Annotated in this window: 12 protein-coding genes and 5 pseudogenes; 2 read left to right on the top strand and 15 right to left on the bottom strand. The window is 57.3% G+C overall.

The window, feature by feature from the left end; genetic code table 11:
- Positions 1-37 precede the first annotated feature (37 nt).
- Positions 38-133 (top strand): annotated as a pseudogene (locus AKN84_RS46455) (transposase domain-containing protein); the annotation flags it as partial.
- A gap of 966 nt (positions 134-1,099) precedes the next feature.
- Here the strand turns inward: AKN84_RS46455 and AKN84_RS35400 are convergent.
- The 15 genes and pseudogenes from AKN84_RS35400 to AKN84_RS35335 form a co-directional block, all read right to left on the bottom strand.
- Positions 1,100-2,026, bottom strand: coding sequence for a TauD/TfdA dioxygenase family protein (locus AKN84_RS35400; protein ID WP_050425089.1), 927 nt, complete (start codon positions 2,024-2,026; stop codon positions 1,100-1,102).
- Positions 2,027-2,650: 624 nt separating this feature from the next.
- Positions 2,651-4,006 (bottom strand): LLM class flavin-dependent oxidoreductase, encoded by a 1,356-nt coding sequence (locus tag AKN84_RS35395; RefSeq protein ID WP_050425076.1) that lies wholly within the window; start codon positions 4,004-4,006, stop codon positions 2,651-2,653.
- Positions 4,007-4,720: 714 nt separating this feature from the next.
- A complete protein-coding gene (locus AKN84_RS46445) occupies positions 4,721-5,047 on the bottom strand; it encodes a UPF0149 family protein (RefSeq protein WP_347337381.1) in 327 nt (108 codons plus the stop codon).
- A gap of 498 nt (positions 5,048-5,545) precedes the next feature.
- Positions 5,546-6,427 (bottom strand): IS66 family transposase, encoded by an 882-nt coding sequence (locus AKN84_RS49530; RefSeq protein WP_244485672.1) that lies wholly within the window; start codon positions 6,425-6,427, stop codon positions 5,546-5,548.
- On the bottom strand, positions 6,415-6,768 hold the full coding sequence (locus tag AKN84_RS49525) for an IS66 family transposase (protein WP_244485671.1): 354 nt from the start codon (positions 6,766-6,768) through the stop codon (positions 6,415-6,417). Before AKN84_RS49525 ends, AKN84_RS49530 begins: the two co-directional genes overlap by 13 nt.
- A 5-nt stretch (positions 6,769-6,773) precedes the next feature.
- Positions 6,774-7,031 (bottom strand): IS66 family insertion sequence element accessory protein TnpB, encoded by a 258-nt coding sequence (gene tnpB / locus AKN84_RS50825; protein WP_430649956.1) that lies wholly within the window; start codon positions 7,029-7,031, stop codon positions 6,774-6,776.
- A 25-nt stretch (positions 7,032-7,056) separates the two neighbouring features.
- Positions 7,057-7,317, bottom strand: coding sequence for an IS66 family insertion sequence element accessory protein TnpB (gene tnpB / locus AKN84_RS50115; RefSeq protein ID WP_128971447.1), 261 nt, complete (start codon positions 7,315-7,317; stop codon positions 7,057-7,059).
- Between the two features lie 316 nt (positions 7,318-7,633).
- Positions 7,634-8,361: pseudogene (locus tag AKN84_RS49515) on the bottom strand (transposase); the annotation flags it as partial.
- A gap of 47 nt (positions 8,362-8,408) precedes the next feature.
- Positions 8,409-9,638, bottom strand: a complete 1,230-nt coding sequence (locus AKN84_RS49510) for a CaiB/BaiF CoA transferase family protein (RefSeq protein ID WP_244485670.1) — start codon at positions 9,636-9,638, stop codon at positions 8,409-8,411.
- A gap of 170 nt (positions 9,639-9,808) precedes the next feature.
- A pseudogene (locus tag AKN84_RS49505) lies at positions 9,809-10,879 on the bottom strand (CaiB/BaiF CoA transferase family protein); the annotation flags it as partial.
- Between the two features lie 2,727 nt (positions 10,880-13,606).
- Positions 13,607-14,395 (bottom strand): SDR family NAD(P)-dependent oxidoreductase, encoded by a 789-nt coding sequence (locus tag AKN84_RS35355; RefSeq protein WP_050425088.1) that lies wholly within the window; start codon positions 14,393-14,395, stop codon positions 13,607-13,609.
- Between the two features lie 265 nt (positions 14,396-14,660).
- Complete coding sequence (locus tag AKN84_RS35350; RefSeq protein WP_128971450.1) at positions 14,661-15,962, bottom strand: aminotransferase class I/II-fold pyridoxal phosphate-dependent enzyme; 1,302 nt, start codon at positions 15,960-15,962, stop codon at positions 14,661-14,663.
- A gap of 1,177 nt (positions 15,963-17,139) precedes the next feature.
- On the bottom strand, positions 17,140-18,522 hold the full coding sequence (locus AKN84_RS35345) for an aspartate aminotransferase family protein (RefSeq protein ID WP_050425072.1): 1,383 nt from the start codon (positions 18,520-18,522) through the stop codon (positions 17,140-17,142).
- A gap of 450 nt (positions 18,523-18,972) precedes the next feature.
- Complete coding sequence (locus AKN84_RS35340; RefSeq protein WP_128971446.1) at positions 18,973-19,701, bottom strand: hypothetical protein; 729 nt, start codon at positions 19,699-19,701, stop codon at positions 18,973-18,975.
- Positions 19,702-19,950: 249 nt separating this feature from the next.
- A pseudogene (locus AKN84_RS35335) lies at positions 19,951-20,840 on the bottom strand (crotonase/enoyl-CoA hydratase family protein).
- A 1,769-nt stretch (positions 20,841-22,609) separates the two neighbouring features.
- On the opposite strand from AKN84_RS35335, the pseudogene AKN84_RS35330 reads away from it, so the two are divergent.
- Positions 22,610-23,106, top strand: a pseudogene (locus tag AKN84_RS35330) (transposase family protein); the annotation flags it as partial.

Below are 23,106 nucleotides of genomic sequence, written 5' to 3'. Positions count from 1 at the left end.
GAGGCAACTGCTCTGCAGCGAACGTGTCGTCGTCGCTAACGGCCTCGATCCACAAGGTTGGCTCGCCGACGTCCAGGCGCGCATCGCTGCACATCCGGTCCAACGATTTGACGAACTCCTGCCCTGGAATTGACGCGACCAGAACAAGCAAGCCAATCGGGCTGCCCGAGTGACCGTTACGCGGTCCTCACCGGGCCTCACCGGCCTCACCGGATGCTTACATCATGTCGAGCGGCTACAAGGTCAACCGGTTGCCGGCAGATATCCGTCTGTGGCAAAGGGGTGACCTCGTATCCATCGGGAAGTGCCGTCATGACACTCAAGAGGTCGGGCGCTGGCTAGCCCCTGCGGTCGTGGCATCTATTATCAGAAGTTGCATTGCGGGATCGGCGCGACGACTCTTGCGGTATGGAGGAATTCTGGACGATAGCGAGCCGCTGGACGCTGTCCGGGCCGTTGATTTGCGGCGTTTCCTAGTCGATTCTTGCCAAATATGTCTGCACTCGATCCACTAAGCCCGACGTGCTGTGCATTAGAATTAATCTGGAGGAATAGCTAGCGCCCGAATCGATGTCCCTTTGGATTCGTTGAACCGCGAGAAAAAAATGTTGCCGATTTTGACGCCCGCCAGATCGAGATCAGCACCTTAAGATCATTCTTCAACCATCATAGTTTCACGCACTTGTGCCGTGGCCAACGAACGCCAGACACTCTCGTGGGGCGTTGCGGTCATCAGGGGCAGGCCTTGAAGTCCGCGTGCTTCGACGATCTGGGAAGCCGCCGAGGTCAGAACATCTGCATCCCAAACGATTGCAGTTCCGCGCTCCGGCATGGGCTCTGCGCTTAATAGAGAGGGTTGACCGCGCGGCACTCCATCGGCACGATCCGCTTGGTTTTTGCGGCGCCCCTCGGATTTTCAGCCAGCGGAAGACGCCCTCCTCAAGCGCTAGGCTATGGCTTGGTGGACGAAACTGGCCGCAACGACGACGGCTATTGCTCCGCCGCGCGTGCCAGTCCGACTTGCAATTAGTACCCGCAGCGAATGCGCGCATAAGAGCAGCGTCTACATCCGCCGGATCTCTACGGAATTGCGAACACCCTAGCCTACATTCGTGGGCGGCTGCTTGGTTAGCTTGGCACGCGCTACACTGCACCGCCCGTCCACGCTGACGGGCACCTCGCCGACGATGGTCGCGCGACGAACGACGCGATGTTGGTCGTCGTAATCCTTGACTGCATAATGCATCGTGGCGCGATTGTCCCAGATAATGACATCCCCCCTCTTCCAGCTCCACCGCACGGTATTCTCTGGCGCAGTAATATGGGACTCGAAAAGGTCGAACAACCTCTGGCCGTCATATTTAGGGATATCAACAAAACGCGTGACATAAGAGCCGAGCACCAGAGTGCGCTCGCCGGTCTCGGGATGGACACGTACTACAGGATGCTCGGCTTCGAACCCCGTCTTGGTCAGGAACTCGTCGTAACCCTTCTTATCAGCCTCGCTGGGGCGGACGGTTACGGCAAAGTCGAACGCACTGCTGTGAACAGCCCAGATGTCGTCGGCAAGCCGTTGCAGCGGCGATGGTAGGTCGAGATATGCGGCCGCGGTGTTTGCCCACACCGTGTCGCCGCCGACTGGTGGGATCACAACGCCTCGCAGCACCGAAATCTTGGGGTAGGCATCTACGCAGGACAGATCGATGTGCCAATTGTCGGCCCGAAGACCTCCGCGTGCGGAATCAATCTCGAGAATCGACGTGGTTCCCTTGGCAGCGCCCCGCTGTGGCGGCACAAGCTGCCCGAATCGAAGGGCAAAACGCTCTTGCTCGGCGTCACCAAGATGACCCTGGTCACGGAAGAAGATGACCTTGTGTTCAAGCAGCAGCCTGTTAATTGCAGAGATGATATCGTCCGGCAAATCGCCCGACAGCTTGACATTCCTGATTTCCGCACCGATACGGGCCGAACGTTTGACAACGTCGGTACGCGGAATGACATTGTCAATAAAAGCTTTTTCGCTCATGGTATGTGCTCCAACGTTTTCCGTTTCTTCACTAGACTGAGCCATTCAACTGGGACACCAACGGATAAACGCTGGATCGGAGTGGATCTATACCCGCTAGTTGATGCCATTGGCGCGATACCACCATACTTGTGGTCGATTAGTGCCAATTCGTGCGATCGCTAATGCGGTCCCGCTCGCTCCAAGCGAGTGCGAAGCGCATAAGTGCGGATGGACAATGGGTCACATTGCTGATTTTAATGGGTACGCCTTCCGTTATCGGGCAGTTCTTGGCAAGGACCATGCCTAGTCGCGAAGACCGCGGCTCGAGCCATTCATTTCGCAGAGGAGATTGCTCATGCTGCCGTCGACAGCGCAGGCTGGTGTGCGCGTTTTGCCTGTGCGCGCGTCCGTTCGGCACGTGATCTGCCCTCATGGAGCTCCTCTTCTGCGAGCGCTAGCTACACCTTCATGTTCTGCTCTCGCGGCATTCTTACAAAGGGCCGCTCGCGACGGGGGTCCCGAACCGTTCGGCTAGTACGCGGCGCGACCTTCTGCCCTCAACCCAGGACCATCCATGGAGCTTTCGACTGGCCCGCAACCTCGAAAGCTGGATCGCTCTCAAATGGCTTGAGTACTCTGTCACTAACTACTGCTTGCACCAGCCTGTGTGAACCGATTGAGCGGCCGCTTGAGGCCCAGGTTCTCTCTGAGTGTTCGTCCCGAGTATCGGGATCTGAATTTGCCTCGTCGGCGTATTTCTGGAACGACCAGTTCAATGAATTCCTTGAACCCGCCGGGAACGGTCGCCGGCAACACATTGAATCCGTCAGCTGCACGTTGATCAAACATATCCACCATCGTGTCAGCAATTTCGTCCGGCGTTCCAACGACCATCAGATGGCCGCGGCTGGCTGAAACCAAGCTGATCAGCTGCCTCCATGTGAATTTATGACGAACGGCCATATCGAGCAGCACCTTTTGGCGACTCTGGATTAAATTCGTCTGCGGTAAAGCCTTGGGAACTAATGACTCGAGATTGGTTGAACGAAGGTCGGTGACGGCCCCCAGCCAGCGATCGGCTGTCGCAATCAAGACGTCAATATGCGTATACGACTGTAGCTTTTCCAGTTTCTGAGAAGCTTCTTGCTTGGTCCTGCCAACGATCGGAACAAGTCCCGGCATGACCAGCACCTGATCCTCCTCCCGTCCACCACCCCGTGCCTTCTCCTTGAGCGTTGCGTAGTATCGTTTCCCATCTGCTAGAGACGGCGCGGCTGTGAACACCACCTCCCCGAACTCTGCAGCGAACTGTATACCGGCATCAGAGGCACCAGCCTGAACCAACACGGGATAGCCTTGCGGCGGTCTTGCTATGTTCAGCGGGCCTCTGACTGATAGATAGTGCCCTTTGTGGTTGAGCAAATGCAGCTTCGTGGTGTCAGCAAAAATACCGCTTTGCTTGTCACGAACGAAGGCGTCGTCTTCCCATGTATCCCAAAGACCCTTGACAACATCTACGAATTCTCTCGCCCGAGCATAGCGCATCTCATGTTCCGGAAGTTCTTTTTCGCCAAAATTTGGGGCTTCTGAGTTATAGCCCGAGGTAACAATGTTCCAGGCCGCGCGTCCCCGCGATAGGTGATCGAGTGAGGCGAGCATCCGGGCAAGATGATACGGCTGATGATAGGTCGTAGTCGCCGTCGCGACTAAGCCGATCTCTCGTGTTCTCGATGAAAGGGCCGACAACAGCGTGATTGGTTCAAAGCCATCGTTCTTGCTCACACGAGCTATGGCTGCGTTATCCTGTTCTGCTACGCTTGGGCTGTCGGCGAGAAATAGGAAGTGAAATGCCGCATCTTCCGCAAGTGCTGCCAGAAGAGCGTAATGGTCGATATCAATTCCACCATTCGCTGGCACATTCGAATCGCGCCATGCACCTTCGTGATATCCCGCCTGGGCAAGGAACAATCCGAGCTTCATTTCATCATTGCGCTGCATCCTGTACCTCCAGTTGAATTGGACTGTCCTCGCAAATCGCGTACAGGCTGATGATCGCCCCTCTCGAACAAATCACCGCCTTGCTGCTCGACGTTTCGAAGTAACCTCGGCAAATGTGCCTTCTGATACAGTCATTTGATACACATCCTCTGAAACCAGTGTTTAGAGGTGGGCTCCGCACAAAGCGCTCTTGCTACCGTCAAGCCTCACCTAGTTTAACGGTAAAGATTCTTGCGGGTGATTGATCTGGTCATCGTCCCTACATCTCTGGAACGACGTCCATGATAGGAACGCGCCGGTTCGCCTGCTCTGCCACACCAGGAGCCATCAACCGTCTGCATGAGAGCGCAGGTTACAGCCCCTCATTTCTGCACTTGACGAGCTAGTGCATCGATCGGGGTCGCGAAGCACATTTGTAGTTGATGTTGCATGCTGAAATCCTAGCAGGTGACATATGACGAGCCCGGCAATGCGTGACATGGTTCGGCCATTTTGATCAATTGCTAGTATTGGTAGTTGTCCCGGCGCGAATTGTTGCGTCGCTTTCGTACGGTACGCAACAAGGAGATTCGATCCGTCGCAGGGAGTGAGCGATTGGCTATCGGGTGCTGAGTCTATGAACAGATGTGAGCTTCTATGTCTGCGCCGGGTTCTAAAACTAGAATCTTTCATATGATCGAAGGTACCCGGTATGAGTTCCCACGTCCGCGGTAATCAGCGTGCGTAGCGGATCGGCATCCAGTATTGGCGCAAGGCCTCGACCGCCGCTGGAATATCAAGGTGGACGCTACGGAGAAAGTCCTCGGTCTCGCGGCGGTCCGAGCAGCGGACAGTCCTGATCGTCGCGACTGTATGGCAGGATAGGCACCAAAAGGTCGTATTGACGTTGTTCGCGTCCAGCAACTGCGCCCACGCCGACAGTCTGAGCTGCATCGCGGCATAGACGCCCTGGCACCACGGGCGCGGATCGCTATCGCCATCGACTTCGGGCCGGTGCATCGGCTCGAACCGATCGGGCGCGGTCGAAAGGGTGTTGCTGATGTCGTTGTGGCGCAGCGCGACGGCCGATATCGCAGCGAACTCCGGCGTGCTGCCATGGTTGAAAGCGTCGGCATCAATCGCGAGCAGCGGGCAGATCCCAGTCGAGCGGGCTCATCGACACCGGCCCGGCTACGATCGCGGCGGCATCGCCGTCGAGCATGAGAATGCTGGTGGCGACAGGATGCCGATCGATGCGAGCTGGAGCCGTCGCTCATGTTCCGCGAGCGGCATCACGGCTGACGTCGTCGATCATGCTGCTTTGTGTCGACGCGGACTCATGCCGCAGTCTGTGCGGTACGATGGCGCACCGCCTTCCCATTCCAAGCGAGCAGCTCGTGCAGCTGATGGCTCCTGGTTCGCATGGACACGGTGCGCTCCCAGCACGTCTGTCAGGTAGACTTGTGGGTCGAGCTCATAGAGCTTTGCCGTGTTCACGAGCGAAGCCAGGATCGCGCAGCTCTCAGCGCCTTCTCGCTGCCGCTGAATAATGAGTTCCGTCTACCCCATCGCAATCGGGCGCATGGAACGCTCGACTGTGTTGCTGTCGACTTCGACGCGGCCGTCGCGGAGAAACAGCGTCAACCGGTCCCAGAGATTGAGCGCATAGTTTATCGCCTCTGTCAGCTTCGACTGGGAGAAGAGTTGGCCGACCAACTCGGTCAGTCGTATCTTGAGCGCCGCCATCAGCGGTGCACTTCGGGTGCGGCGGGCGGCCAGCCATTGCTCCGCACGGCTGCCACGGATCTCCGCTTCGATGGCATAGACTGCCTGCAGGCGTTCGATCACCTCGCGAGCGAACGGCGTCGGACATGGGCGAAAAAAGATGGCGAGCTGGATCACGCCGCCATGATGGCGGGGGAGCGCCTTGTAGGCGGCATAAGCATCTACTTGTAGAACGCCTGAAAAGCCCGTCAATTGTTCGGCGATCTCCTCCGTGCCACAGCCTTTGGCGAACAAGTAAGCAACCGCCGGCGGCGAAGGCCCGCCCCATGGCCGGTCATTCATGGCATGCGCCAAGAAATGTCGTCCGGGATCGAGCATCGGCATCGAGGTCTCGTCACAGAACAGGCGCGGTGCTGCCTGGATCATTCGTAGCTGGAGCTCGTAGAGGCTCTTGAGCCACCAGGTGGCGCGCTTGACCCAGCCGGCGAGCGTCGCGCCGTCGAGCTGGATGCCTGGCCGGTCAGGATCTGCACCTGCCGGTACAGCGGCAGATACCAGGCGAACTTCGAGACCACCATGTGGCTCACGAGTGCCGTCGAGGCCATACCACTCCAAATCAGGCATGGGAGCCTTCGCATGGACCCACCGGTGCAGCTGCGGCAGGCGTACTGGGATGGACCGTCCGCAAAGCAGCATCGCCGGGATCACGTCCAGCACCTCGCTGACGTCCTCGACCTTTCTTGTGAAGCAGGCTCTGGCAAGAGGGGCACGCGGTCGCTCCGGCTCCAGCACCTGCTCACAACGCGACAGGTGCTTGGGCAGCGCCCGTTGTTGCGGCGCGCTCTCTTGCGTCGCCTATCGAGCGACTTCGCCGCAGCTTCGTCGTCGTTGGCAGCTACAGACAGCGTGACACCGATGTCGAGATCATCCAGACCGAGCACAAGTTGCTCGTCAACGAGCACCGCAAGCCTCTCAGAACGCTTCCCGAAGATCATCTCTCTGAGTGTCTGCATTGTCACGAGCAGCTTCTCGTTCTCGGCGTCGAGCGCGAGCACCATCTCGGTCAGACCGCCGGATCGGTCGGGAGAGGGTCGGGACAAGGCGTCATGATCAGACCATTCATGCGCGCCCTGCATGCTGCAGCGAAATCCTCTCCTCTTACCCAACAACGGCCGGCTGCTTTAGGCTTGGACGAGACACGCGTCCATCCGAGCCCGTCGACCAGCATCGCAAGCTGCGTCGCACTCAGATGCACTACGCCGTCGCGGATCAATGCCCAGGTAAATTGCCCCTCGTGCAACGACTTCGTTAGCAGCACCATCCGCTGCCATTCCACGCTAGGAGCTTCAATTCATCCATGCGCTGCTGCGCAACACGAAGACGTCGCCGCAATACGGGTTCGCGCGCAGCGCTTCGCCCACCACGGCCGACAGCGTGTGCACTGACTCGCGAAAGTCGACCGGTTGTTCCGCCAGCACCACTTTGAGGTCGGATCTCAGTGCAATCACCGGATGCCCCGAAACGCCGACAGAAACCGTCGAAAGGGTCGCCAGTTCCACACCAGGCTCGATCCGGATGTGTGCCCCGTTCAGCTCGATCTCGATCACCCTGCAGTCGGCGACGGGCTGATCTCTGTCGACGAAATACGCTCGTCGGCTACGCCGCCACTCTCGCCACTAATTCGGATGGATACGAAGCTCGGCGCCTTGACAGCCATCGCCGCGACCCGGCGTTGCCAAACCGTGAGCAACCCGCGGGCAACGCCATTGCGTCGCGCTACCTGAGATGTTCACACCTTCCTGAAAGCCCTACATGCCCCGTGCCGACGCCTCAAGATCGGAGGATGGCGCTGTCCCAGTGTCCATTTCGGCAATGCACAAATGGCCGAAAAGCGTCTTGGCGAAGCCGGTCACCATGGCCATCGGCGGCCTCCGCGATCAGCTTAGGGACCAGATTGTAGGCGGCCACAGCGAAGGTAAAAGCCCATCAGCACCAATCACGGCACGGAAAGAGGATCTTCCCGTGCCCGGCGACCGTCTTGATCCAGCCGATGCCTCCTCGACGCGCTTGCAGATTTGCTGGCTGACGGCATGCCGGCTCGTTAGCTCATCAATCGTAAAGCTGCGGCCGCTGGTACTCTGCGCCACATGCGGCGTCAGCGCACAGCTCGTTGACGAGGTCTTCGGCGGCACGGGGTTTGTTTGGCGCCAAGGGTGATCCCTGTCGGCTCGTCACGAGGCTCCATCATGTGCAGCGCGGCCACCCCCGTTCGGTTGGCCGTCGGCCTGCATCAGCTAGACCTCAAACAGTACGCCATGGCCGTTTTCCATCAGCCATACCCGGTGACGCACAGCTTCGTCTCCTTGCTTTACCATTTCCGGTACACTTGGCATCGGGATCGGTGGTCGAGGCATGAAGGTCGTTGGAGCGTTCTGGCCATGGAAGACCGCTTCGGCATTTGCGCACACTAACTGGCGCCGACGGACCGCGGAGCCGTCCATCGGCTTGACGCTTTTCATCGAGTTCCTAGCCTCGATCAGCGTGACATCGACTGAGAAGCGATCGCTCGGCAGGAGCTTCTTCAGCATTGGCTGCTCAAGCATCGCCGGCAGGCACTTGGAGGCCATGTCATCTTTCCGCAGCCGCTCGCGGGCACACGAGATGTGCCGATCTAGTCTGCGCTATAGAAGACAACTTGTCAGTTTGGCCGCGCCTCCTTTATCATTGCGGGCTCCTTTTGGGATAGCATCGCCGTACCGATGATGCCTTCCCTCGCCAATTGCACAATCTCGGCCTCAGAAAGCCCTAGAAGCTCTGACAGAATCTCTCCGTTGTGCTCTCCGAGCGTGGGCGCCGCTGTGCGGATCGCGTAGGGCCGTCCGCCTTCGCGAATGGGCATAGATGGCTGCGGATGCAAGCCCACGAAAGCACGTTCGATTTCCTGCAGAAATGCGCGCGACTTGAGATGCGGATCATTGAGCAGGTCAATTGGCAGGCGGGCCACACCCGCAGCAACCTTTACGGCCTGCATCTCAGACATGGCTTCCTGCGGCCCACGTGCGAGCGTCCATTTCTCTATGGCAATCTCTATGAGATGCTCGATACCGCGGCGAGCTTCCGCAGACGCGAGCGATGGATCCGCGGCCCAGCCAGGGCGGCCAATAAGCAAGGCAAGCCTCTGCCACATCTCCTGGTCGGTGGCGGTTACTACGATCCAGCTGTCCTCACCCGCACACTGGAAGCAGCCATGCGGCACGAATTGTGGATGGCGGTTGCCATACCTTGGGGGAGGCATACCGCCAATCGAATGAACGGTGAGCCATGGCGCCACAAACGGCATCATGCATTCTATCTGAGCAAGATCAATGAACTGTCCATGGCCGGTATTGCGGGCATGAATCAAGGCAATCAGAACTGCAGCGCAGCCGTTCAATCCGCCGACGGCATCCCCGAAAGCTACGTGGCTCATCACGGGCGGGTCGTCGCAGCTTCCGATCACGCCCGGCAACCCCGAGCCCTGCTCCAGAGTCGAGCCATAGGCCCGGCAATCGCGATGAACGCTATCTGCCCCAAAGGCTGACATCGAGATCACAACGAGCCGAGGGTTGATGTCTCTGAGTACGTTGTAGCCAAGACCTAACTTCGGCAGAACATCCACCGAATAATTGTCGATGGCAACATCGGCTCCCGTTAAGAGCCGTTTGGCAAGAGCAAGGCCCTGCGGCCGCTTTAAGTCAAGTGTGATACCGCGCTTGTTTCGATTCATGACGCAAAAGCACGCTTTCTTTTCGTACATCTGGTCGTTAATGTAAGCAGGCCGTCGGTCAACACCGCGCCACCAATCCGGATATTGGATGGCTTCGATCTTGATGACATCCGCACCGAGATCAGCCAGTGTGCGCGTACACAATGGGCCCGCCCAGCCCATCGAGAAGTCGATGACGCGGACTCGTGCAACGGAAGTCGGTCGGGATCACTGCAGCCGGACGAGGCTTGTGGAGCGAGCGTCAAGTGTCTTCGGATATCGGCGAAAGCTTGCTGCTCGCCGGGAGCTGGAACCTTTCCGCCCCGGCGCGGCGGCGTAAGTGTCAGTCGCTGCATCGAGCCAGCGGTCAGGGCCTCTTCTTCGGCAAGCAGAACGGGAACGATTGCGCCCCGCTCCTTCCTCTCCGCGTCTTGGAGCAGATCTGACATACTGGGCACTGGTACGATAGGTATGTTGCGTTTCAGTCCCTCAGAAAACCACGCCTGAGCTGTCCGCGTCCTCAGCCTCGGCATGAACTGTCCCTCGATCCGCTCTATATGTTGCAGGCGATCGACGCCCAGGACCAGAGTCGGATCATCACGCAATTCGGCCAAGCCGAGCAGGTCACAGAACGCGCGCCATTGTGCCGGCGTGCCTGTCGTAACGCCAAGCCAGCCTCTTTTGGTTTCGTAGATCCCGGCGGGAAATGTCGGCCAGAAGCGGTTGATACCGATCCGGCGCATCACGTAGCCATGCGCAAACGTCTCGAACATAAGATACTCGCTGAGCGCGAGGCACGACTCGAAAATACTGAGCGACCACGACCGCCCTCTCCCGTCCTGCATTTGTAAAACCGCCGAAGAGGTCGCGGCGATGAAGCCCCACAGCCCGGCAAGGATACCTGTTTGGAAATCCGGCGCGTGCAATGGCCTTCCGTCAACCGGTCCAACCAACTTGATGAAGCCGGCCAGCGCGCGAACGGTCGAATCAGTTGCGGCAAATCTTGCATAGGGTCCTTCACGGCCGAACCAGCTCCCTTCGAGGTAGATCAACCCGGGGCGTCGCTGCCGGATCGCGATCATATCAATTGACGGGCAATCCGCTGTATCAACATCGCGGCCGTCGACCAGAATGTCGCAACTCTCGATCAGTTCAGTCAGGCGTGTCATCGCATCGTGCTCTTTCGCATCGACGACCATGCTTGACTTGTTGAAGTTAAGGAACGCAAACCACGCACTTTCACCACCGGGTGTAAGTGGCGCGCTCCGGCGAAGTGGATCCCCCGTCGGCGGCTCTACTTTCTGAACATTAGCGCCGAAATCGGCAAACAACCGGGCGCAGTAGCTCGTTGCTGCCGAGCTACCAAGTTCGACGACCCGCAGATGCGATAGCGCTTCGATCGATGTTTCCAACCTTCCGGTCATATTGATGCTCCTTGATCCTCCGCAATGCTAGGTAGACAACAACGACAATGCACTAGCGCATCGCTTCTTGCGAGCACTAGTCCAAGTTCATACGTACTCGCGATTTGGGAGCTCACGGCATTTGCGAGCCAGCGCCGATCCGGCTTGATCCAACGCCTCCTTCCCCTGCATCCACGATGTTCTCGATACCGACCGCGACGCGATCGATACGCGCCTAACCTCCGACATAAAGGTTCGCAACTTTTTTGCTGCAACAAGATTCGCGTTCAGAAGCTTTGGATTCCCTTTGCCGTGAGTACTGGCGGGGTCCGCCTGGTGGCTGACGCCTGATGCTTCCGCGATCGGCGGCCCCCAAATATGTGCCAGTCTCAAGACATTAAATCTCTTAAACGAAGCACGGCCGGAGAGGTGCGCGACATACTGGATCCCGTTGGGTTGGCTGCTCTTGCGCCGCTGCTCGACCGATTTCTCAGGCCTATTTTCCCGCTGCGCGACTACATCCGGGAGATCCCGACGGATGTAATCAACGTCCACCTGAGTGCTTCGAAAGCGCCCCGTTAGGCCGGCACCGCGACAAAGAAGGAGGCGCTCTTGCATTCTCAGTTTTCGTCGATCCGTAGATAATGCGCGCGCCGGGACTTCCGCACAAGGGCTGCTCGATCAACTCCCATGGGCGCAAACGGACTAAACCATGCCTACGCCACTTCGGCAGCTATTGAATCAGGTAGTAACTGCACCGTGCGTCCATTGATGACCACGCGCTCGATCTTCCGCATCAAGCAAACGGACGACACAATTGATTCTATCCCCGGGTAGCCAAAGTGACATCGCGGGAACATGCCAGGTTTCGGGACGCTTCTCCCTCATCCTCCTTTCGTTGCACCGTATCGCTCCGGCGAGGTCCGCCCTCCTTAGTTTGAGGTACGACCGGATGATTTGACGTTAAGTTTGGACCTAAGGCCACGACGCAAGTGCTAACCACGGTGTTGGGCGCCGAACGTCGGCGCGAGGCAGTTTCCTCGAGTATGTTTGTCTGGAAACGTTACAGGCCGGTGGGCCTTGTGCGTGGCGTAGCGCGTCGGCATGGATTGGCTCAGTCCTGCTGTTCACATCTAGTGTCAGCAAGCTCATCAGGGCAGCTTTGTTGAGTCCTGGCATTTGCTGTTAGCGTCGTCGCGATCCCGCCCTCCTTTGGCGCCTTGCGATGGGCGCGTTTTGCGGCCTCATTGAAGTGATCGGCTCGTGTCTATGCTTGACCATACACTCAAGTTGAACGTGACGGCACGCCGGGTCGCATCGCCGGCCTACCGCACTCAAGCCTTCAAGGCCATGGTTTGAGAATTACGCTTTGATGTCCGCTGACAAGGATTAGAAATAGAGCATCATCCGACCGTCAATCGCTGTTCGTACAGAAAGTCGTGCATAGGCGGAGGCGGGAACCGCAGGATGTCGGTGATCAAGCTGCCGCCTTCCCTATTGTCGGTCCGAGGTGTGCTCCCACCTTACTGCGGGAATCGAGCGGGCCCAAAAGCGTTTGACGGGCTTGCTCTACTGTGGTCGCCAATACACGGTGAATAGAAGGGCGCCCAATTGGGCCGCCTGCGCTTGCCTGGCAGACCGGGATGAACGCGAGCGCCTTCCCGACCATTCTCTCGCGCTGTTGGCGACGTTTGCTCGAGCCGGTATGGCTTTGTCGTTCCGGATCATCGGCGGGTGTCGATATGTCCAGGCCCTTTCGATCAACAAGTGGCGAACGCGGCCGCTTCCTTGGTGATGCCACCCCGCCCCGACGTTCAGATCGATGCCTCACAATGTCTGAAGCGCCTGCACGAGCGTCTCCAGAGACCACACCGAGACGGAACTCTTGTGGCGCGCTCCAGACATTTGGCCCACTTGCTGCGAACGAACCGCTTCGACCATCTCCTGAATCCGATCTGATGTGTCGGGTGATCGAACTGCTGCCCCTGAAGCCAGCGCAGATAACACATCGTCTAACCTTTCTTGCGAGGGTAAGTACAGCCGTACTTGATCATGAAGGCGCTCACCTATTACTCGTGGACTCGCCATGCCTCAACCGCTGCCACTCGAGCGCAAACGAGATCTCGCATAGCTCCGTGACCTTCACTCGGACTCCATACCGCCGTCAGTTTGCCGCCCTGCAACCGTACGCCCGCATTCCCTGGGATCAGCGATGGCACCACCACGGTGCATTCGTGGCCGAGCGACCGGATCAGGCGATAAAGACCATAGCTAGTTGGGCCAGCCTCGTAACAGGAAGTGGATGCGGTCAAACCGGTCGGCGTTTCATTCTAAGATCGGCGCATGTTGGTGGCCGAAGCATCGAGCTCACCGAAAGAACCGAACGTTCCTTTCCCGGCCCGCGCCCGGAATCGCGACCACATTCCTTTGCTTGGCATCAATTCCGATGAATGCTTCGTTATAATATCTGCCACGGCTCGTCCTCCTGTGATGAGGATCGTCTCGTCCGCCCGAGCAACCCTCGGACACGCAGTGTAGAGCGAGCCACCTCACCGGCAGACACAGCCATAGGCCTCACAAACAACCAGTCGGATAAGCCTTGAGTTTTTCTTCGGAGGCCCACGGCCTCCGATAATCGGCTGGCATCGTGGCGCTTAGGCCGCGATATAGGTCCGTGCGGCACGTGTCTCCTAGCGCATTCTTCGAACCATGTGACAAGATTGCACATCGACGTCCGTGACTAACCACCTAGGCGGCGAACTCGCCCCCGGTAACATCGATGGTTGCACCGGTGATAAACCCCGCCATCGACGACACCAGAAATGCTGCGACGTGCGCAATCTCTTCGGCTGTTCCAAGACGGCCGACCGGAATCCGGCTGAGAGCAGAGCGGTTGACTGCTGCCCCGGATGGTCCAGTCAGATCGCTGAGGATCCGTCCAGGAGCTATACAGTTGACCGTAATACCGTGTGGAGCGAGATCCCGCGCAGCAGCGCGCGTTAATCCGACTAGTCCCGCCTTGGATGCGGCATAATGCGGCCCTGCAATCAATGGCATCGCCCGACCCGCGAGTGAACCAATGTTGATGATGCGTCCATAGCCTGCTGCAATCATCGCTGGTGCTAAGAGCCGTATAAGATTGAAGGGACAGGTTAGATTGACATCGATCACCCGCGCCCACTCTTGTAGTGTGGTCTGCGAAAGCCAGGGTGTGTCCTGATCCACACGCTTGGGGGAGATGCCTGCATTGTTCACCAAAATCGCGATTTCGCCCCACCGGGCTTGAACGCGCTCAACAAATCTCTCCAGCTCGTTTTGCTGCGTTACGTCGGTCGTCTCAGCGTAGATCTGATGTCTCGGACAATCAAAGGCAACAAGCGCCCGCTCCACGTGTTCTACTTTGGTCGCCACAAAAGCGACCTGATAACCGTCAGCCAAAAACCGGCGCACGATTTCAAATCCTATCCCGCGAGCTCCTCCAGTCACGAGGGCAACTCGCCGGTCGCTATAGTCAAAATTATTTCCGGTCTTCGGCATAATTGTCAAACGTCCAGCTCGGTAGTGCACGGCTCACGAGGAAATCGCCTTTGTCGTTGTCGCATCCATTTAGCAAGTTCGCACACTCGGAAAAGTCACCCAAGTCGGAGACGTCAAGTGTTCGTTTCCAGTCTCTATGCATTACTGTCTTTGGGTTCCCAGGAGACGTTTTTCCCGGATGGACTGCACTTGTCCGCAGACATTGGAAGCAACTCTGTCCTATGAAGCAGCTCCATAGATTCTTCGCTAAACTCCCAGCATCAGCTTAGGGGCTGGCCAATGCCATGCTAGGCGTAGCGCTTTTGGTGTGGGGCATCGCTTCTAAGACGCAGTCGCACAATCGCTCAATGTCTCGGACCTGATGATCGGCCGTAATGCAAACCCGAATTCCTGCGCATCCTTGCGCAACGGTCGGAAAGAACGTTACCGACGTATAGAAGCCAGCATCGAGAAGTTCTCTTGCTGCTGCAATCGCATGAGCCTCCGATCCGGCGACGATCATCCTGATCGGAAGTGAATTGCCGTGGTTGCCGGTTGCGACGCAACGGTCAAAGACCTCGATCCGCTGCGACAATCGCCTCTGCCGTTCGCCGAGTTCTGCGGATCGATGAATCTTGCAAGAACCTAGCGCGGCGCCAACGGCCGCAAGATTGGGAGCAACTGAAAACGCATATGGAATGGAGTAGCGTCGAAACACTGCCTCCTGATCGCGCGTTCCAAGCATCAGTAAGCCACCCGATGCGCCAAATCCTTTTCCCAATGACGCAGCTATAATCGTGCGATCACCAAGAACATCCGGAAACTGAGAGCGAGCAAATCCTTCGCCTTGGCGTCCGAACAGGGATATTCCGTGAGCATCATCAATATAGAGGAAGAGGCCATAACGCTCCTGAAGCTGACGCAGTTCGTTAACGGGCGCATTGCCTCCCATAGAATAGACGCCATCGCACACGTAGGCGACAACCGGGTGCTCACGGCACAATCGTTCTAGAGCTTCGACGTCGTTGTGCGCAATCGTTTCCACCCGCGTTTCGTCTGCGACGACCGGCTTGTGATAGGCGAGCGAGATGTGCGCAACGCGATCGAACACGACAAGCGGCTTTCTTCCACCTGTCAATTGGCCCGACGCAAGGATCGGCATCGCGCCTAAGTTGGCGAGCATGACGGTAGAAAAGGCCAGCACGCGTGCGCGGAACATCTCCGATAAGATTGATTCGAGCTCTGACAAGAAATCAAAATTTAGCCGCGTTCGCGCGCAGGACCAGTGTAATGACCGATGCGCCTCAATTGCTTCGATAGCGCCAGCCACGATCAAGGGATGATTGTCCAGGCCAAGGTAGGAGCATCGCACGAAATCCGTGACCGCCGGCCGATTGTCAAGAGGCCCCGTGCCGAACGCAAAGTTGCGTCCGGTCGTGGACCTTCCCTGGACACCCATTAGACCAGCCGCGTGCGCCGCCTCGAAGTACGGACCGCTCTTATTGATCATGTAGGCGGTGTTCCTAAAATGACTGACCACGCGACCATCGTTTGAGAGCGGGCCCTGTTGTTGCATAATCTTCTCCATTCCGTCTGCGAAGTATCGCGCCGAGCGCTTGAACTTGAAGTTCTGCTTCATTTTGCGCCACCTGATGCGCCACTATGGTTCTAGCGCACTAAACCATCGGCTAGGTCGTCTGGACAGCTATCAGATCAGATGGGGCTAGAATCGCTACTAGAGCAGTTCCCGATCAGTTTCGTCGTGTCCCACGGCGACGCATTCGGGGCGTGAACAGTCACCACAGCGTTCGATTGCGCTTCACAAGCGTTCGACGTTCGCCGTCGGCCCTATGTAGCATCGCCTTCAGCAAGGCACATTCTAGATCGAATGAAGTGGGAGCTGTTCAGCAGGAGACAGAAGAGCGTTGCGCCTCGTCCGCACGACGTTCGCTTGTTGCGCCTTCTCTGCCGAGATTGTCCATTAGAGTGATCCGCGATCTTTGAATGAGCCCATGATTGACTCGACGCGGAATGTTTTCCCGTCGATCGGGAACCATTGGAGCGAACATGCTCGAAAGCGCAGACCGGCGAGGACGGTCATCGTCTCAAAGCGGTGCGGGATGGCGGCACGCGGCCGCCTGGCCTAGAGCGCATGCTTGCGAGCACGCGCCGTATTGCCCGGACGCCCATGAGCAAGTAGGCCCGGAGGATTGCACTCCAGGCCTCGCAGAACGGTGGGTAAACGTCCCGTGTCGCTCCGGTACCGTCAGGCGCACGTGGTCGTTCCGACCAGCGCATTAACAGTTCCGCATTTATTCGACCCAGCTTCTGCAGGCGGACAGCGAAGCTCCGGTTTATGCAACCAGAGACGCTACCGCAGAATCGATTTCTCGACCGTTATTGACATAGGCGACCAAAACGACGGTGATGATCGGCCGAGCTTCGGATCGTTGCTCGCTATCGCCCTCGATAGCTGTCGGACCTGAGCACCAGGTGGCATCCACACAAGAATTCCTTCCGCTGAGACGTTGCCACCTGTCGCGGCCTACAGATCTTACTTGATCCTCGGATCCGTTCGCCGACACCAGATTAGTTCGGAATAGACGATCTGCGTTTTTTTGTCCGGCGCACCTGAAATCCGCACAACCTCCATCGTATTGGGGCCTTGCCAGTATTAAGCGAGCTACCGAATGCAATATCACTTCGCGTTAGAATACCAGCCCAAGTAAGGCCGCAGCCGAAGATCACCCTTGACCGCATTGCACTCAACGCTCGCGCACTGGATCCGCTGACGGCTCGCTTCGTGTACGCACCTCTATCGCGTCAAGCATATCTTGATTGCGATCCAGAAAGCCTGTGAACACATCAACAATGAGGTCCGCATCAACGCGATTCATGGGCGTGGAGATCGACGCAGCGGCGCCGTGCGGCAATATTATGCCGTTCTCTGTAAAATAGTGTGTGAGTCGCCTCATTAGGGCGGCTTCGGCGGGCGTAGGAAACGCTTCACGAAAATCATTCGGGATTCGAGGCATCGGATGAATACGAAAGAGCGACGCGGCTCCGGTCACGCACAGCGGTGCGCCCCGGCTTGAGATGACCCGACGCATCCCATCTCGGACAATGTTTCCCAGCTCCTCGAGATGTGCAAACGCCGCGTGGTCCAGATGCAGCATTGCGGTAAGACCCGCGATCATGGATAAAGGATTGGCGGAAAATGTGCCGCCTTGTGGCAGCAGTGGTCGATCAGATGAAGCATCGAAGACTGTCATCACCTCCTTGCGACCTCCGACTGCGCCAATTGGCAAGCCGCCGCCAATGATTTTTCCCATCGTCACGAGATCCGGAACAAGGCCATAGCGGGCAGAAGCGCCCCGAAAACTCTGCCTGAGATTCAACACCTCATCAGCAATAACCAGAATGCCATTCTTATTAGCGGTTTTCTGAACCGCAGCAATAAAATCAGCACTCGGCGCAATCAGACCACCGCGGCTCGGCATCGGATCTAGAACGATGGCAGCAAGCTTCTGCGCATGCAATGACAACAATCGGTGTGCACCTTCAACATCATTGAAGCGAAGCACAACTACGTCGTCGAGTACGCTTGGTGGCGTCCCACGATAGATTGCTGTCGACTTGGGTGCGCTGGGATCACCCCAATTGTCCGGCGTCGCCGCCAAGCTTACCTCGGCCCAGTCGTAAGCACCATGATAAGCGCCTTCGAATTTGGCGATTTTCGTCCGGCCCGTGAAGGTCCTCGCTGCCTTCACCGCGAATAACACAGCTTCGGTGCCCGTGTTGACGAACCGAACACGATCAACCCGTGGAATTCGGCCGCAAAGTAGTTCGGCAAGCTCGATTTCGCTCTCTGTCGGATTTGCGAAGCAGCTGCCACGCTGAAGTTGGCTCGTTAGCGCTTCCACGATGGGCGCGAAGGCGTGGCCGTGGATCAAAGTCGTGAAGTTGCCGTTAAGATCAAGAAACCGGCGACCATCAACATCGAAAAGATAGCTACCCATTCCGCGCTCGACGTAGAGCGGCATTGGATCGCGCACGATAGTCACTCGGGAAGTGCCATCAGGAAAAACTAGCCGCGCCCGAGCAAAGCTGTCCTTGGATCCCCGCCCAGAACGCACAGTTCGTGCCATACTCGAACCAGTGGATAGCGGCACTACGGTGTCCTCCTCGATCAATTTTGCCTGTTGTTCTAAGTGAACAGAGCGTTAGCCAGTCACTCATACCTCATCTTCTGAACCCTCTATTTGGCCGGCAGCATCCGGACGCATTTGTTTCGGAGCGAGATTGAGCGGACTGAACGATCGTGACGCGTAATGTAAAGTGTAAGTTGCGCATGGATCAGCTGAACTCCTTCTGAACCGCTGACATTCTTTATCTACAGACCGCCTTGCGACATAAACTCATGTCGAATGGGACTGCCGACGAATGAACCCACCGCGCATGAACGCAATGGCAGCTTGGTCGTTGCTGCAGAACATCATCATGCCTTGGCCGAGTGTGAGAGATGATGATGCACCACACCTTTGATCGTCCGACGATCATTAGCACCGCAGTCGCATCGGCAACCATCACGCGCTACTCTAGCTCGCTTTATCATGACGATAAACCAAGCGCCTTAATTCCTCGCCGGTCAGCCAAACGAGCAGATTGTCTTCAGTAATTTTCTCTTCCACCAGCTGTAATATCGCCCCACCGGATTCATGATGCGTGTGACCGTATTGCCCAAGAACGCCCTTATCCAGTGTCCAATGCCCCGCAAGTCCGCATACGAAGTCAGGCGCCCACATGGCGAACGATATACCGCGTAATACGGCGGCCATAATCTTTGGCATACCCTGTCCTCTAAAATCTTTACGCAACCAAAAATCGCCATGATAGGCTACTTTGCCCCTAATATTCCTTGCGCTAGGTGCCGTGCAAGTACAACGATCCCGCGGGTGCGCCTGTCTTACCGGGTCCGCGTAAAACGCCTTCAGGGATTCAAGATGCTCGGCCAAGTTACTGTGCTGAAGGTCATATAGTCGAGCAGCCTCCACAAGCGCGACCTCATTATTCTGGTCCGCGCCGATCATCCAATATCCCTCGCCCGACTTAATTGGCGAGCAATCTGGTCGGAAAATCGGTTCTGTTGGCCTTTTCGTTTCAAGACTCCGCGTGATCGCGACATACTCGTTAAAATCAAAGCCAATCGAAAGCTTCATGCCCTTTTGCGCTGCAGCGTCGTCATATACGCGAAGAAAGCGCGAGACTTGCAACGGATCAAACACGCTTCTCATTGCTACACCTTGGCATTTGGTTGATGAGTCCATGTTCGCCTTTTGCGGCGGGTTCTAATTGACAGTTAGGACATCAACAATGGATCTAGACCCTGCCTACTTTCCGTGGGAGAGCAGGTCGGCATTTGGAGAACCTTCGCTCGGCAGAATGCAAAGACGCGAGGCCTCGCGGGTGGTTAGGCCTCGTGGCATACGATCTCGCGCGCTTAGTGCGATCGTGCTTGTCACTTCCGGCAAGCATCCCAACACTATGCAAAATGAGGAGAAATGCTCCTGGCATGGCTATTTATACTCTCGCTCCGTCCACCATGGAAAATAGTCTGGCATATCGGCCGATACGCTGTCGCGGAACATCGCGGAACGCTTTTCCAGAAACGCCATTATGCCTTCTTTACCATCGGGCGAACGGCCGCGCGTATAGATGCCGCGGCTATCGATCTTGTGGGCTTCCATCGGATCGTCGGCGCCTAGCATACGCCACATCATCTGCCGAGTCAGAGCAATGGACACGGGGGCGGTCTTCTCGGCAATCTCCCGGGCAAGCGCACGCGCCGTAGGCAGCAGTTGATCGGGCGGCACTACTCTGCTGACGAGCCGGCCGGTGAACGCTTCCTGCGCGGAGAACACCCGTCCACTGTAGCACCACTCCAGGGATTGCGCGATACCAACAATGCGCGGCAGGAACCAGCTCGAGGCTCCTTCCGGTACGAGCCCACGCCTGGAGAACACAAAGCCGAACCGTGCGGCTTCAGACGCTATGCGGATGTCCATCGCGAGCTGCATGGTCGCGCCCATGCCGACGGCCGGCCCATTCACCGCGGCGATCACAGGTTTGAGGCACTTGAAGATTCGCAGCGTGAGCTTGCCGCCGCCATCGCTGACTTTCGGATCGCTGTAATCGACCATACCATTTGGTAGCCGTTTAATGTGCCAGCCTCGCGCGTCGCGGTCAAAGGTATCGGCGCCTGATGAAAGATCGGCACCTGCGCAAAAGGCACGGCCTTCGCCAGTAACGAGAATGACACGGATATCGTCGTCCTCATCGGCGCGCTCGAAGGCGTCTATGATTTCCCGCTCCATGGTGGAGGTGCAAGCATTGAGCTTCTCCGGCCGGTTCAAGGTAATCGTAAGGATCTCTCTGCGACCTCATACTTGATGGCCTCGTAAGACATGGTGATTCCCTCACTTCTTATCTAGTTATCTAGCTTAAGGCGGTTGACTGCGACGATACTGTGTCTCAAATGCTTGGACCTCCACTTTCTCGATATTTCAAGGCCTTGGCTTCGTACCAGAATCAATTGTGAGCGAGGACAAACGTTTTAAGACCTGATTACCTGGCCCGCATCGTTCAGCGGACCGGTCCCTCTCGAATGGTTTCCGAGTAGCGGTCCTCAACTCGACGGCGCATATCTCGTAGACGCCTTTCTTCCGGAATGGAGGGCTCCCACTTACTTACCTGAGAGCCACAAGCAGCGAACCTACTTGAGTTAGGAGTATTGGGACTCCCACTCGATGTTTGAGCTCAGAGAGAGAGCACGTTGATTGATATCGAGCTTAGAGGTGTCGCCGGAGTTGCTGTGGAACGCCGGAGCACGCGTCCGTTTAGGGTCTCAGCGAACTCTTCGAGAATGCTGGTCGCCATCCAGAGCCTCATGTTTAACGTTCTTCTCTCGATTGCTAGGTCTGCGCCGCTTCGTCGATCTTCCAGCTTGACGCCGCGCCTAGCGGACCGCCGTATGCTTACGACCGTGGCCCGTTGAGAGGCTAGAGACACCAGGATCGAGCGCCCAGCTGGTTAGGCTGTCAAGCAGCGCCTGCACTTATTGTCGGTGACACCATCGACAATGATCAGTGGATACTTGATGCCTTCGTTGTCGATGCCGATGACCCGATCACTGTTTGCTCATCGTGGGTATGCGGACCAACTGCCTGGATCGCAAGCAGATCAAGCCACCGCCAATTCGACGACATCGACTTGACCTTGCTTTGTGCCGACATCGCGATCAACCGACGAGAGACGGCCGAATTCGGACCAGTTGCCGCCCAATTTTGCGGTGATCCCTGACAGCTCTCCTTCCGCCGCGGCAGGGCGAACAGCCAGCCATGGCCGAAAGATCGAGGCTCGTGGACCGGATAGCATTATTCTTCCGATCCGCGCCCACCTCGAACAGGCTCGTTGTTCCGACCGGCTCATGGCGCCTGATGATGAGCGCAGCGGCGGATCCCACCAAAGTGTCTGGGCAAGAGCGATCGAGCATCTGTCTAGCCGGACTCTTCCTCACCTGCACGTTCTTCTCTCCCGGCGCCCTCAGCTGCCTCGCCTCAGAGACGTTCAAGCCCCGATTTGGCCGTCCAATTGTGAGTCATCGCGTCTGACATCTCGGGCCTGCTAGCCAGACCAGCCGTCTTCGCCAGCCGCATGCTTCTTCAATACTGCGTTCTGACGTGCTTACTCCGTAGGACAATGAAACCACGTACGCGCATTCAGAGAACAGAATTCACGCTTTGACTGACGCTGCCAGTGGCGAGCGCCCCGATCACTACGTGGCTATCGTTGTCGGCAAGACTGATTGCGGTCGCGCGCAATGCGAAATACGGCGAAAATTGGCATCGACAATTGCTCTCGAGCACAGGTAGTGCGCTAGAGGTAATGGCCCCACCCGTCAATCATAATGGTCTGCTCAGGTTGGCGATTCCCAGAGAGTCGACTCCCGAGTCATGCCCTCGGTTCGCCCTGTCAATCTCTTTAGCTCTTTTCTGAAGCGGAACCTCGGTTGCTAAATTGGTAGCTATACCCGGTCTGTTGAACGAGGCGCCGTCGCGCGGGTTGCGCTTTCTCTTTTTTCCTGATCGGCGGCCGTGGCACTCTAGGTTCTTGGTCCCCGCTATGGGGTAGGTTCTACACGGCTGCGCCACCACGACGGAGGCAGTCCGTCGAGCAATACAAAATAGTCAATAGAGCCTGGGAGCGTTCGCCAAGCGCTACGGGGTCAATCAGAAGACCGTCCGCGAAGTGGAAGCAGCGCAAGACCGTCGCTGATCTCCCGACAGGTCCCAAAGATGCCAAGTCGACTGTCCCTTCCGTCGAAGAGAAGGCGATCATCGTTGCTTTTCGGCGGCATACGCTGTTGCCGCTCCATCTGACGCGGTCATCCCTACATCGCTGCCTTCAGCGCCACGGCATCAGCCGATTGCCGGAGGTCGAAGGCAGTAAGCCCTCGAAGAAGAAGTTCAATGCTTATCCGATCGGCTAATTCCACATCGACATTGCCGAGCTGCAGACCGCCGAAGGCAAGCTCTACCTGTATGTCGCCATCGATCGCACCAGCAAGTTCGCCTTCGTGCAACTGGTCAGGAAGACGGGACGGACTTCCGCCTCGGCCTTCCTCGAAGCTCTAACCGCGGCAGTCCCCTACAAGATCCACACAGTTCTCACCG

Source organism: Bradyrhizobium tropiciagri (assembly GCF_001189845.1).
In the GTDB taxonomy this organism is placed as follows: domain Bacteria; phylum Pseudomonadota; class Alphaproteobacteria; order Rhizobiales; family Xanthobacteraceae; genus Bradyrhizobium; species Bradyrhizobium tropiciagri.
Note: the sequence above shows the minus strand (reverse complement) of the source record. Positions and strands in the feature narration are given on the sequence as shown.